The organism is Oceanimonas pelagia (assembly GCF_030849025.1).
Classification (GTDB): domain Bacteria; phylum Pseudomonadota; class Gammaproteobacteria; order Enterobacterales; family Aeromonadaceae; genus Oceanimonas; species Oceanimonas pelagia.
In genome coordinates, this window is sequence record NZ_CP118224.1 from 1,644,419 (window position 1) to 1,657,453 (window position 13,035).

General features: G+C 61.2%; 12 protein-coding genes. 6 read left to right on the forward strand and 6 right to left on the reverse strand.

Annotated features, from left to right (window positions below; all coding sequences use genetic code 11):
* Nucleotides 1–29 precede the first annotated feature (29 nt).
* Nucleotides 30–1,205, reverse strand: a complete 1,176-nt coding sequence (locus PU634_RS07835; protein WP_306763494.1) for an MFS transporter — start codon at nt 1,203–1,205, stop codon at nt 30–32.
* Nucleotides 1,206–1,296: 91 nt separating this feature from the next.
* Between PU634_RS07835 and PU634_RS07840 the strand changes: the two genes are divergently transcribed.
* From PU634_RS07840 to PU634_RS07855, 4 genes are all read left to right on the forward strand, one after another.
* Complete coding sequence (locus PU634_RS07840) at nt 1,297–2,187, forward strand: LysR family transcriptional regulator (protein WP_306763495.1); 891 nt, start codon at nt 1,297–1,299, stop codon at nt 2,185–2,187.
* Nucleotides 2,188–2,343: 156 nt separating this feature from the next.
* Nucleotides 2,344–3,018 carry an NAD(P)H-dependent oxidoreductase gene (locus PU634_RS07845; RefSeq protein ID WP_306763496.1) on the forward strand — a complete coding sequence of 225 codons (675 nt, stop codon included), beginning with the start codon at nt 2,344–2,346 and terminating at the stop codon, nt 3,016–3,018.
* Nucleotides 3,019–3,038: 20 nt separating this feature from the next.
* Nucleotides 3,039–3,881 carry a glutathione-dependent disulfide-bond oxidoreductase gene (gene yghU, locus PU634_RS07850; protein ID WP_306763497.1) on the forward strand — a complete coding sequence of 281 codons (843 nt, stop codon included), beginning with the start codon at nt 3,039–3,041 and terminating at the stop codon, nt 3,879–3,881.
* Nucleotides 3,882–3,943: 62 nt separating this feature from the next.
* Nucleotides 3,944–4,870, forward strand: a complete 927-nt coding sequence (locus tag PU634_RS07855; protein WP_306763498.1) for a LysR family transcriptional regulator — start codon at nt 3,944–3,946, stop codon at nt 4,868–4,870.
* A 5-nt stretch (nt 4,871–4,875) separates the two neighbouring features.
* On the opposite strand, the gene PU634_RS07860 is transcribed toward PU634_RS07855, so the two are convergent.
* From PU634_RS07860 to PU634_RS07870, 3 genes are all read right to left on the reverse strand, one after another.
* Nucleotides 4,876–5,808 carry a DMT family transporter gene (locus tag PU634_RS07860; protein ID WP_306763499.1) on the reverse strand — a complete coding sequence of 311 codons (933 nt, stop codon included), beginning with the start codon at nt 5,806–5,808 and terminating at the stop codon, nt 4,876–4,878.
* 101 nt (nt 5,809–5,909) lie between these two features.
* Nucleotides 5,910–6,617 (reverse strand): helix-turn-helix domain-containing protein, encoded by a 708-nt coding sequence (locus tag PU634_RS07865; RefSeq protein ID WP_306763500.1) that lies wholly within the window; start codon nt 6,615–6,617, stop codon nt 5,910–5,912.
* Between the two features lie 9 nt (nt 6,618–6,626).
* Entirely contained in the window at nt 6,627–7,544 is a 918-nt protein-coding gene (locus PU634_RS07870; protein WP_306763501.1) for a LysR family transcriptional regulator, read from the reverse strand.
* A 120-nt stretch (nt 7,545–7,664) separates the two neighbouring features.
* Between PU634_RS07870 and PU634_RS07875 the strand changes: the two genes are divergently transcribed.
* The gene (locus PU634_RS07875) at nt 7,665–8,708 is read left to right on the forward strand and encodes a zinc-binding alcohol dehydrogenase family protein (RefSeq protein WP_306763502.1); all 1,044 of its coding nucleotides are present in this window, start codon (nt 7,665–7,667) and stop codon (nt 8,706–8,708) included.
* An 88-nt stretch (nt 8,709–8,796) separates the two neighbouring features.
* Here PU634_RS07875 and PU634_RS07880 read toward each other — a convergent pair whose 3' ends face one another.
* Complete coding sequence (locus tag PU634_RS07880; protein WP_306763503.1) at nt 8,797–9,900, reverse strand: alcohol dehydrogenase family protein; 1,104 nt, start codon at nt 9,898–9,900, stop codon at nt 8,797–8,799.
* Nucleotides 9,901–10,050: 150 nt separating this feature from the next.
* On the opposite strand from PU634_RS07880, the gene PU634_RS07885 reads away from it, so the two are divergent.
* Nucleotides 10,051–10,923 carry a LysR family transcriptional regulator gene (locus tag PU634_RS07885; protein ID WP_306763504.1) on the forward strand — a complete coding sequence of 291 codons (873 nt, stop codon included), beginning with the start codon at nt 10,051–10,053 and terminating at the stop codon, nt 10,921–10,923.
* A 148-nt stretch (nt 10,924–11,071) separates the two neighbouring features.
* Here the strand turns inward: PU634_RS07885 and PU634_RS07890 are convergent, their stop codons facing one another.
* Complete coding sequence (locus PU634_RS07890) at nt 11,072–13,030, reverse strand: AsmA family protein (protein ID WP_306763505.1); 1,959 nt, start codon at nt 13,028–13,030, stop codon at nt 11,072–11,074.
* Nucleotides 13,031–13,035: the final 5 nt, after the last annotated feature.

Here is a 13,035-nt window from a genome sequence, read left to right on the forward strand (position 1 = left end):
CTGGCTTCGCCCTTGTTTACATTTCAGTCTCAGGCGGCTCGTGCCTCGGCACGCTTGTCGAGGGCGCCGGAGAACCGGGTCAGCACCAGTGCCAGCAGCACGATCAGGGCGCCAATCCAGGCGGTGTCCATCAGCGACATGCCTTCGATAATCACGCCACCCAGTACCGAGCCCAGGGCAATGCCTACGTTAAAGGCGGCGATGTTCAGGCCGGATGCCACGTCCACCGCCTCGGGGGTGTATTTTTCGGCCAGTTGCACCACATACACCTGGAGTCCGGGCACATTGCCAAAGGCGAACGCGCCCCAGACCAGAATGGTCAGCACCGCGGCCACCGGGTGGACGGCGGTAAAGGTGAAGACCAGCAGGATCAGCGCCAGTGCCGCGAAGATAATGTTCAGCGCCTTGATCGGGCCCAGACGATCCGCCAGACGGCCACCCCAGATATTGCCGATGGCCACCGATACGCCGTATACCAGCATGATGAGGCCGATGGCACCGGACTCGAAACCGGACACCTGCTCCAGGATCGGCGCCAGAAAGGTGAAAGCGGTAAAGGTGCCGCCATAGCCCACGGCGGTCATGGCATACACCAACAGCAGGCGCGGCTGAGTCAGCACCTTCAGTTGCTGTGCAATGCGCGCCGGCGGGGCCTGCTTGAGGTTTTTCGGTACCAGCAGGGCGCTGCCGACAAGGGCAATCAGGCCCAGTGCCGCCACCACCATGAAGGTGGCGCGCCAGCCGAAGCTTTGGCCGATCCAGGTGCCCAGGGGCACGCCGGTTACCAGGGCCACGGTCAGGCCGGTAAACATGATGGCAATGGCGCTGGCTTCCTTGTCTTTGCTCACCAGGCCGGTGGCAATGGTGGAGCCAATCGAGAAAAACACCCCGTGAGCCAGGCCGGTAAGAATGCGCGCCATGATCAGGGAGTTATAGCCCGGTGCCATCCAGGCCAGCAGGTTGCCGATCACAAACAGCGACATAATGGTCATCAATACGTTTTTACGTTGCCAGCGTCCGGTCAGTGCGGTCAGCACAGGGGCGCCCACGGCCACACCAAGGGCATAAAGGCTGACCAGCAGGCCGGCCGATGGCAGGGATACACCCAGATCCTGGGCAATGGTGGGTACCAGTCCGACAATCACAAATTCGGTGGTACCGATTGCAAATGCGCTCAGGGTCAACGCAAGAAGAGCAACAGGCATAACAGTCTCCGCTATGAGTTAGATTGCCGCGAAGTATGCCCACTGCTATCTTTTGCAAAAACAGCATCACCAACAAAATACCTTTGCAAATATGGCAATAGTCTCTCGTACCGAAGATCTGGAAATTTTACTGACGGTGATCGACAGCGGCAGCCTGTCGGCGGCGGCCCGCATTCTCGACATTCAGGTGGCCCGGGTATCCCGCGCCCTGAGCCGGCTGGAAAGGGAACTGGACTGCACCCTGCTGAACCGCACCACGCGCAAGCTGGAGCTGACCGAAGAAGGCCGACTGTTCAGCGAGCAGGCCCGCGAGGGCCTCGACCGGCTGGCCGAAGCCGAAGAAAACCTGAGGGCATTGCGCGGCATACCGTCGGGCCGGCTGCGAGTGGATGCAGTCACCCCCTTTATTCTGCATCAGCTGGTGCCGCTGGTGCCGGGCTTTCGCGAGCGATATCCGCAGATTGAACTGGAGCTGGTCGCCAATGAAAACATCATCGACCTGATTGAGCGCCGCACCGATCTCGCCATTCGCATCGGCGCCCTGCAGGACTCCAACCTGCATGCCCGTTTTCTGGGGCGCAGCCCGCTGCATATGGTGGCCTCGCCGGCCTACCTGGAACAACACGGCACACCCCAGACCCTGGATGCGCTGTTTCACCACCAGATCATCGGCTTTGCCGATGCACCCCACCTCAACCGCTGGCCACTGTCGCCCCCGGTGACCGTGGTACCCAACCTGTCCAGCAGCAGCGGCGAGACCATTCGCCAGCTTTGCTTGGCCGGACAGGGGCTGGCATTGCTGTCCGATTTCATGATCTGTGACGATCTGGCCAGTGGTCGCCTGGTCAAGGTACTGGACAGTTACATCCTCACCCCCAACGACCGCGAGCAGGTCCATGCCGTTTACTACCGCAATACCACCCTGTCCAGCCGCATCACCGCCTTTCTCGACTATATTTCCCGTCGCCTGAAGCTGGCATAATGGCCGAGCCACTGCTGTCGCGGACCCTTTTGTTCTTTCCGGAATAGGACAAGGACTACGCTTTCAACTAAAGGTTGAAGCCATTTTAAACGAACTGTGGCTACAAACAGCCCTCTTGTTTGCCTTATGGTGCTTCCATCACCTGGAGACAACGCCATGAATACCTTAATCGTCTACTGGCATCCGGAGCCGGCCAGCTTCAACGCCGCCATGCTGCGCACCGCCAGTCGCGTACTGACCGCCGAAGGGCACGAGGTGCAGATTTCCGACCTGCACGAGCTGGCATTCAACCCGGTATCGGGCCGGCATAATTTTATCACCACGGCCAACCCGGATTACTTCAAGCAGCAGGACGAAGAAGCCCATGCCGCCAGACATGATGGCTTTGCAGAAGACATTCACACCGAGCGCCAGAAGCTGGCATGGTGCGATCTGCTGATTTTTCAGTTCCCCCTGTGGTGGTCTGGCATGCCCGCCATGATGAAGGGCTGGGTAGACCGCGTGTTTACCTGCCAGCATGACGACGAAACCAAATACCGTTGCGAAGCCGCCCCCTGTAAGGGCAAGCGCGCCATGCTGTCGTTGACCACGGGTGGCCCGGCCTCACAGTACTCCGCCGGCGGCCCCCTCGGCACCATGCCGGAAGTCTTGGGCCCCATACACAAGGGCATGCTGGCCCTGGCCGGCTTTCAGGTACTGGAACCCTTTGTCGCCTATCAGCCGGCCTGCCTGTGCGAGCATGGACGCATCGCGTTGCTTGAACAATACACGCACCGGTTGCGAGGGCTCGAACAGGAAACGGCCATTCCCCTTCCCTCTTTATGTAACTGAACCACCAGGAGACTGAAATAATGACGACTCCCTACACTCCGCCCAGGGTCTGGACCTGGGACCAAGCCAATGGCGGCGAATTTGCCCACATCAACCGCCCCGTGGCCGGTGCCACCCATGAGAAAACCCTGCCGGTAGGCAAGCACCCGCTGCAGCTCTATTCCCTGGCCACGCCCAACGGCGTCAAGGTAACCGTGATGCTGGAAGAGCTGCTGGCCCTGGGCCACAGCGGCGCCGAATATGACGCCTGGCTGATCCGCATCGGTGAGGGAGATCAGTTTTCCTCCGGTTTTGTGGAAGTGAACCCCAACTCCAAGATTCCGGCGCTGGTGGATAACAGCACCGACCGGCCGGTGCGTGTGTTTGAGTCCGGTTCCATTCTGCTGTACCTCGCCGAAAAGTTCGGCGCCCTGCTGCCCACAGATCCGGCGCAGAAAACCGAGGTGATGAACTGGCTGTTCTGGCAAATGGGCTCGGCACCCTACCTGGGCGGCGGTTTTGGCCATTTTTACGCCTACGCGCCGGAAAAGCTGGAATATCCCATCAACCGCTTTAGCATGGAAACCAAGCGTCAGCTGGATGTACTCGATCGCCAGCTGGCCGAGCGCCCCTTTATTGCCGGCGACCACTACAGCATTGCCGACATTGCCATCTGGCCCTGGTATGGCGCCCTGGTATTGGGTCGACTGTACGACGCAGCAGAATTCCTGTCGGTGTCCGACTATCCCAACGTATTGCGCTGGGCCAACGCCATCGATGCGCGTCCTGCCGTGCAGCGCGGCCGGCGGGTTAACCGGATCTGGGGCGATGAATCCGAGCAACTGGCCGAACGGCACAGTGCGGACGATTTCAATCCCGCCTGACCTTCATCCTGGCGCCCTGCCGCCGGCAGGGCGCCAAATAACCGGAGAACACACAAACCGCCATGATCCCCAACCAGCTCAACATTTTTCTTGCGGTGGTCAAGAACGGCAACTTTTCTTCCGCGGCCCGCCATCTGGGAGTGACCTCGGCGGCCGTCAGCAAGGCCGTGGCTCAACTGGAAAAGTCGCTGGAACTGCGTTTGTTTCACCGCACCACCCACTCGCTCACCCTGACCGAAGACGGCCACGAATTGTACAAGCGAACCGAACCCCTGGTTGAGCAGCTGGAAGATCAGATCCGGCGCAGCAAAGACAAGAAAAAGCAGCCCCACGGCCGCCTGAAGATCAACCTGCCCGACAGCTTCGGGCGCATGGTGGTGCTGCCCCTGCTGCCCGCCTTCCTCGAAAAATACCCGGATATTGAGCTGGATCTGCAGTTCGATGATCGCATCGGCGACCTGGTCAAGGAGGGTGCCGATGTGGGCATTGGCGTCATGCTCAATCAGGACAGCCGCCTGATCGCCCGCGACTTCTACAAACTGCAGCCGGTACTGGTGGCCAACAGTGACTACATTGAGAAGTTTGGCGAGCCCAAAACGCCGGATGATTTGTCCCGGCACAACTGCATTGCCTATCGATCTTCCACCACCGGCCGTAAAAAGACCTGGGATTTTCGCGTCAATGGCGAGGTAATTCACCGGGAGCCTCAGGGCAACCTGACCGTCAACAGCCTGTCGGCCGCCATCAAGGCGGTGGAAATGGGGGTGGGTATTGCGGCCGTGGGCATAGGCCACGCCCAGACCTGTATCGAGCAGGGCTGCTTTCGCCGTGTGTTGCGTGAATACGAGGCCGATCCCATTCAGGTGAAAATTTACTATTCGTCCCGCAACTACCTGCCGGCGAAAACCCGCTTGTTTATCGATCATATGATGGAGCATGTGCACGATGAGCGAACGGCCGATCTGGACGCCATCGTGCACGAACTGTAGGCCATTTAACCGGGCTGAACGGCCCGGCGCCCGGGCAGGCGGAAAGGCCCCCGGCCCGTCTGCACCAGCATGGAGACAATAATCAGCCCCATGCCGAACCAGCCCGGCAGCAAAAACCGCTCCCCCACCACCACGACCGCCAGCAACATGGCCACCACCGGCTCCAGCAGGGTCAGCAGGGTTGCCTGGCTCACATCCACATGCCTGAGCCCATAGCTGAAACAGAGATAACCGAGGAACATCGGCACCACCGCCATGTACAAGGCCACGCCGGTATTGGTGGCGGTGGCAAACAGATTACTGCCGGTAAAGGCCAGTGACGGCAACAACACCAGGGCGGCCACCCCGAACATGCCCGCCATGGCCGAGCTGGAGTGCACGCCCCTGGCGATCATGCCCCTGGCCACCCAGGAATAAGTGGCATAGGTCAACCCAGCCAGCAGCCCCAGGGCCATGCCCGCATACCGGGCCAGCTCGCCGCCGGACGGCATCACTTCCTGCTGCTTGCCCAGGGCCAGCAGCAGCACCCCCACCATGCCAAAGACAAAGCTGAGGCACCATTGGGCGGATGGCTTTTTCCTGCCAATCAGGCACTCCATGATCACCGCAAACAGGGGGGCACTGGCAATGGAGATCACGGTGCCAATGGCAACCCCGGCCAGTTGCATGGCGCTGTAAAACGCCAGCGGATACGCCGCCACCGACAGTCCCCCCAGGGCCAGTGCGCCCGGGCTGGCCCACAGTTTCGCCCGGTCTTTTCGCAGCGCCTTGCCGGCACTCAGCGCCAGCAATATGCCTCCCACTCCCATGGCAAAGGCCCCGGTGGCCAGTGCACTGACATTTTCGGCAAAACTGGCCACGGTGCCCGTGGTTCCCCACAGCACACTGGCCACCACTATGGTCAGTATGCCCATCATTACTTCCCGAGACTGTGCCATGACAATCCGCTCCCTCATCAAACAATGGCTGTCATGGTATGTCAGCAAACAAGGTTTGTTTGTGCCGAAAGGACGCTTTGCCATGCCGCAAAGACGGAAAGTTACTGCGAGAAACGAGTGGGCGTCATGCCAAAATGCCGGGAAAACCGCCGGCTGAAGGCCGACAGGTCGGTATATCCCACCAGCTCGGCAACCAGCTGAATGGAATAGTCGGTGTGCTGAATCAGCGCCCTGGCCTTGTCCATGCGCTTTTGCGTGACATACTGCATCACCGTGAGCCCCACTTGCTGGCGAAACAATTTTTTTAGCTGGGTCTCACTGAGGCAGGCCACCCCGGCCAGCCGCTGCAGGGTCATTTTCTCCGTCAGGTGGCGTTCAATATGCGAGAGCACCTGCCGAATACGCGCATCCAGGCGCGGGCTCAGCCGTTGCTCGGCCACCAATACCGCAAAGGTAGCCACCATGGCACGCTCGATGTCGGCATTAACCTGATGCTCCAGCTGCGCCTCGATAAACTCCAGGTAACGGCTCAGGGGCGGGCTGACGGCAAATACCAGCCGCTCGCCGCCGACCAGGTTGGGTGGCAACGCATCCAGATCCGCTACCACAAACCGGGCCTGGGTGTCGGCGGTAAAATGATGCTGCTCCCCCTGCCTTATCACCGCGCATTCTCCCGGCGCCACCTTGCCGCAAAACCCTGCCATTTCAAGCTGGATCACGCCGCGCAGGGGCAGCACCAGCTGATGGAAGTCGTGGGCATGGCTGCGGCGCTGGCGCGTGTAGGAGCGAAGCGACAACTGATTTGGCATGGATCCTCCTTACAACAGGCCGTGCTCATTGAGCCGGCTTAGCAGGGCGCCGCATTTTTCCTGCAGAAAGTCTCGCAACAACCGCATGGCCGGGGTAATGGAATGACGGCTGGGGCACACCAGCCACAGCTCCGACATCCGCGCCCGGTAGCCCGGCATCAGCGGCTGCACGCGCCCTGCCAGCAGATCCTCGGCCATGTCGAGGCAGGACTTGACCGCCACCCCCCGGCCCGCCACACACCAGCGCCGCACCAGATCGCCGTCGTTGGAGGCCCGGTTGCCGGTCATTTTGACCCGGTGGCTCTGGCCGTCCCGAGTGAAGGTCCAGACATCGTGCAAAATATCGTGCAACTGATAAAACAGGCCGTTATGGGTGGCCAGCTCCTGTGGATGCGCCGGGCTGCCGTGTTGTTGCAGATAGGACTCGGCCGCGCACAGAATGCCCTGCACATCGCAGATTTTAAAGCCGTACAGGTTGGTCTCTTTGGGCGAGCCATAGCGCAGCGCCATGTCGACCTCGTCCCGGTAAAAGTCGATATTGCTGTCGCTGACATTGATCCGCAGCCGAATATCGGGGTGCTTGGCCATGAATTCATCCAGCCAGGGCAGCACCAGGTTGCGCCCCAGATCCGACGACACCGCCAGCCGCAGTTCACCCGCCAGCTGTTCGCTGTCATGGCGAATATTGGCGCGCGCCTGCTCCAGCAGCTGCAGCGCCTGCTCACACTGGGGCAGATAGCGTTCTCCGGCGCTCGACAGCCGCAATTGGCGGGTGGTGCGCACAAACAGCTCGGCGCCCAAGGCGCTTTCCACCCGTTTTACCGCGGCGCTGGCGGTGGCGGTACGCATGTCCAGGCTGGCCGCCGCCGCCGTGATGCTGCGAAACTGGGCCACCTTGAGGATCACCTGCAAGTCTTCAAGCTGCATATTTTCAAATAGTTTTTGAATATGTTTATCTGATTATACTGTTTTTCCTGAAATCTGCAATGCACACAATGATGATCAAGCCGATATCAAATCACGCTTTGACGCTTAAAGGAGTCTGTTATGAAAGCCATTGGATACCAACATCCCGCCCCCATCAGCGAAGCCGATGCCCTGGTGGATATTGAACTGCCGCAACCGGTGGCCACCGGCCGTGATCTGCTGGTGAAGGTGCACGCCATTGCCGTGAACCCGGTGGATTACAAGGTGCGCCAGCGCGCGGCGGCCGAGCCCGGTCAGTACAAGGTGCTGGGCTGGGATGCCGTGGGCGAAGTGGTGGCCACCGGTGCAGAGGTTAGCCTGTTCCAGCCGGGAGACCGCGTGTATTACGCCGGCGATCTGACCCGTCCGGGCAGCAATGCCGAATATCAGCTGGTGGACGAACGCCTGGTGGGCCACAAGCCCAGCAGCCTGTCCGATGCCGAGGCGGCCGCGCTGCCGCTGACCAGCATTACCGCCTGGGAGCTGCTGTTTGAACACCTGCAGCTGGCCCGTACCAAGCCCAACGGCGGCCAAACGTCAAATGAAGTACTGCTGGTGGTGGGCGCCGCCGGTGGTGTGGGCTCCATTTTGCTGCAACTGGCCAGGGTACTGACCGGCGCCACCATTATCGCCACGGCTTCTCGCGAGGCATCGCGCAACTGGGTGATCGAGCTGGGAGCCGATTATGTGGTGGATCACCGGCAGCCGCTGAAGCCCCAGATTGATTCCCTGATAGCACAGCACAACCTGGGGCCGGTCACCCATATTGCCAGCCTGAACGCCACCGAAGACTATTTCGAGACCTATGTCGACCTGCTGGCGCCCTTTGGCCGCATTGGCATGATTGACGATCCCGACACCCTGGATGTGATGAAACTCAAGCCCAAGAGCCTGTCGCTGCACATTGAGTTCATGTTTGCCCGCTCCATGCACCAGGCTCGCGACATGGACGCCCAGCATGAATTGCTGCAGCAGGTGGCGCAACTGATCGATCAGGGGCATATTCGCACTACCCTGGGCAAGCGGCTGGGCACCATTAACGCCGCCAATCTCAGGGCCGCCCATGCCGAGCTGGAGTCGGGCCGCGCCGTCGGCAAGCTGGTGCTTGAAGGGTTTGAGCCGTAACTGATTGCCGCCTTACCCTTTACCGACTCCAGTTTTCTCCTTCAACCACATAATGACGGCCGGGGCCCTTGAGGCACCGGCCTTGCCGTTATTGCTCCGCTGCCGTCAGCACCAGCTTGCCGGCCAGCTGCTTGGTCATAAAATCCTGCTGGGCCTGGTGTATGTCCGACAGTGCATAGGTTCTAGCCACCAGGGGCTGAACTTCTCCTCGCTCTATGTAGCTAATCAGGTTCTCGAACACATGCCTGGGCTGCCAGGTTGAGCCCAGCAGGCTCAGATCTTTCAGGTAGAGCGTGCGCACGTCCAGCTCCACCAAGGGCCCGGCAATGGCGCCGGAGGCAACATAACGCCCGCCCCGGCGCAACAGCTCCGGCAGCTCGGGCCATTGCGGTCCGGCCACCAGATCCACCACCACCTGCACGCTGTCTGCCCCCATTTCCTCAAGCAGCGAGGCGCCCCGGGACACCAGCCGATCGGCCTCCAGGGCGCGCACGGCATCAAACTTATGCTCTGCGCATACCGCAATCACCTCCGCGCCCCGGCGCTTGGCAAGCTGCACCGCCGCCGAGCCAACCCCACCGGAAGCGCCGGTGATCAGCACCCGTTCACCCGCCTTGAGATCCGCCCGCTCCAGCATGCCTTCCGCTGTGGACCAGGCGCAGGGAAACGACGCCAGCTCGGCATCGCTGAGCGAACTCTCTACGGCAAAGGTTTCGTGCGCCGGGGCCGTGGCATACTGCGCATAGCCGCCGTCACATTCGGAGCCAAAGGTCACCAGCTCGTAAGGCCCGGAGGTGGTCGACGGCGCGTGCATGGGGCGCACCAGCACCCGCTCGCCAATGCGCCCCTCGTCCACATCCTGCCCCACTGCCACTATGGTGCCGCAGCAGTCCGCTCCCTGAATGCGGGGAAACGCAATGGGGCTGCCCGACCAGCCGGCGTCTTCATGCCGGGCCGGTGCCAGGCCGCTGCTGATGGCGGCACCGGTGCCTGTGGTCACCCCCTTGGAGTACCAGCCGATACGGGTATTGATGTCGGTGTTGTTGATCGCCGTGGCGCCCACTCGAATCAGTACCTCGCCGGCGCCGGGCCGGGGAACGGGAAGATCATCCCGGTATACCAGCTTGTCCGGCCCGCCGTGTCCCGTGAGCACCACGCCCGCCATGGTCTCTGGAATGTCAAATACCGTCATGCCTATCGCCTCCACACAGGGTTGAAAAGATCCATCACCAGTGATGATGTGACTGTCAGCGTAAAAAACCGGCTATAGTTCAGTCAAACGAATAGATACAATTCAGTAATTAATAAAAAGTGAATCACCCTTAACAAAAAGGAGCCCCTAATGAAACCCCTGCTGGATCTTGAGTTACTCAACACCTTCACGGTGGTCGTGGCCGAGGGGGGATTCAAGGACGCCGCCGCCAGGCTGTTTCGCTCCCAGGCGGCGGTGAGCATGCAGATAAAACGCCTTGAAGAGCAGGCCGGCGCCTGTCTGCTGCAACGAAGCAACCAGGGCATTTCCCTCACGACGGCGGGCAGCACCCTGCTGCGCTATGCCGAACAGTTCCAGCGACTGAACAACGAGGCCCTGAGCGCGCTGAGTGACAGCCCGTTGCGGGGACGGGTGCATTTTGGCGTGCCCACCGATTACGCCCAGGCGTTTTTGCAGCATTTTATTCCCCGGCTGCGGGAGTCGTTTCCCGAGCTTCAGCCCAGAGTAACCTGTGCCCGCAGCCGTGCCCTGCGGGACATGGTGAAGCGCTCGGAGCTGGATATAGCCATCGTGACCGGCGAGCCCCGCTTTCCGCAGGAAGAAGTGCTGTGGACGGAACGGCTGCAGTGGGTAATCGCCGCCGGCCTGGCCCCCGAGCCGGGCTCGCCGCTGCCGGTGGCGCTGTTTACCGGTGACTGCATTTTGCGGGAACTTAGCCTGAACGATCTGAAACAGGCAGGAGTAAGTCATGATCCCGTGATGAACAGCACCGATCTGGAAAACATCTGCGCGGCGGTGAACAGCGGCCTGGCGGCCGCCCTGTTGCCCGAGTCCAGCCTGGTGGCCTGCAATGCCTCCCTGCAGGGCGTTGACGGCCTGCCCCGGCATCATGTGTTCAGCATGAACCTGGTGTATGCCTCCACCCTGGAAAGCAGCTTTCGCACGCCCCTGGCCAACTGCATGCGCGAAACCGCGCAGTCGGTGATGAGGCAAGGGCACTGACTCGCTCTGGGAAGCACGCGGGCGGGGTTACTGCAGGTGGCGCAGTGGGTGAAACGGGCACGGCTTCAACAGAATAGCGCCAAAGGACAATCAAAAGGGCGGCTTACGCCACCCCGTTGTGTTGTAATCCGGCATGATGACGGCGGGGTTACAGCCCCAGCTTGTCCAGCAGGCCGGGCAGTTTTTCGTTGATCTTGTCACCCAGCTCGCCGTTCAGTTTTTCATTGAGCTTACGCTTGACCCGCTCGGCTTCCTTGTCGGCTTTTTCCTTCAGGTACAGGTCAAACACCCTTTGCATGTCCAGGCTGTAACGGGGCTCCTTGTAACTGCCGCTGATGCGCACCGGCACCGTGATGTTCTTGAGTTCATCCAGGGTTTCACCGTCCTGGCCCTTGAGGGTACCGACGATGGCGGTATTCAGCAGCACATCGAGGGACTCATTCAGCAGGCTGGTTTCTCCCTCGCCCCGCACCCGCAGCAGCGGCGAGGCCAGCCGCAGGTTGTCGGTGCTGACCTTGCCCTTCTCGATGGCGAAATCGGCGGTCAGGGCACTGAAGTCGGTTTTCTGGGGCTCATTGTCATCCGGCAGTGGCTGGCCCTTTACCTGGGCGTAGCCCCGGCGGATCATGGCGGCAATGTTCACACCACGCAGGGCGCCGTCGGCAAATTCCACCCGGCTGGTGCCGGCCAGGCTTTCCTTGATGGCCTGGCCAGACAGGCCCCGGCCGGTTACATCAAGCTGCACGGTGGCGCGGCCTTCAAGCGAGTCCATGCCGGCGGCGGCATTCAGCAATCGATAGCCGTCCACACCGGTCAGTTCGGTTTGCAGCGCAAAGCGGGCCGGCGACGGATTGGCATTGAGGCTGGCCTGGCCGTTCAGGGAGCCGTCATACAGGCGGGCGCTGACCTGCTCGGCCGAGGCCTTGCCCTGGTGAACGCGAATATCAAGCCTGAGTTCGTCCATTTCCATGCCCTGGACCTTGAGCCTATCGGCGGCCAGACGCCCTTGCACATCAAGGCTTTTAAGTACGGACAAATCCGGCTCGCCGGAGGCTACCGAGGGCGGCAGCTTGGCGCGCTTTGCCGGCGCGCCGGCGTTGTCGGTTGCACTGGCACCACTGGCGGCACCGCCCTGTTCGCTGCTCCACTCGGCGCTTAACTGCTCCAGGTCCAGCAGCGGCGTGTGCAGGTCAAAGCGGATTTGCGGCACCTCGGGGGCATGGTTCACGCTAAGCTTGCCGTCCAGAGTGAGTGCGCCCACCGTCAGCGCCAGGTTACTGAACTCGGCCTGCTGTTGCGCCAGACTGTAGGCCAGATCGCCACTCAGGGTCAGCTCCTTGTTGCCGGGCACGGCGCGACCGGTGGCGCCGGCCTTGAGTGCGAGACCGTCCAGGCGCAGGCGATCAAATTCAGGCGCCAGCCACAACCGGCCATCGGCCTGCAGGTTGGCCTGTACCTCGTCGGAGAACAGGTTGCCGGAAAGGCTGAGTGGCACCTGTTCACCCGGAGCAAAACGGTCCAGGCGAAGATTGACCCGGTTGAGACGGGTCAGGCTGTCGTTACGCTCATCCTGCAGCAGTACCTCGGCATCCACCACCCGTACCCCGGCCAGGCTGACAAACTCCAGCTCGCGTGCCTGCCCGGGGGCGGTGTCGCTTGTCCCGCTACCGCCGGCTTCGCCAGCTGTTGTTTCGGCCGAAGCCCTGTTTTTGCCCAGGTTGCGTAAATCGTCCAGGTTGGTCGTGCCGTCCTTGTGCGTGATCAGGTGCAGACGCGCGTTGCTCAGTACTGCCTCGCCCACTTCCAGCCGGTTATCGAGCAACGGCTTCAGCGCCACATCCAGGCTCACCTCGCCCACCGACAGGGTGGCGCCCTCTTCAAAGCCGGCCGGGTTCAGCAGGGCGGTCTTGCCCAGGGTAAAGCCCAGCGAAGGGAAAAAGCGCCAGCTCAGGTCGCCGTCGATCACCAGGGTGCGACCGGTTTTTTCCCGGGTCTGCTCCACCAGCAGCCGCTTTACCCTGTCGGTGTCTATCAGCCGGGTCAGGGTAAAGGCCCCGAGCAATACCAGCAACACCAGCGCCGCCACCCCGTAAAGCCATTTCTTCATTATTT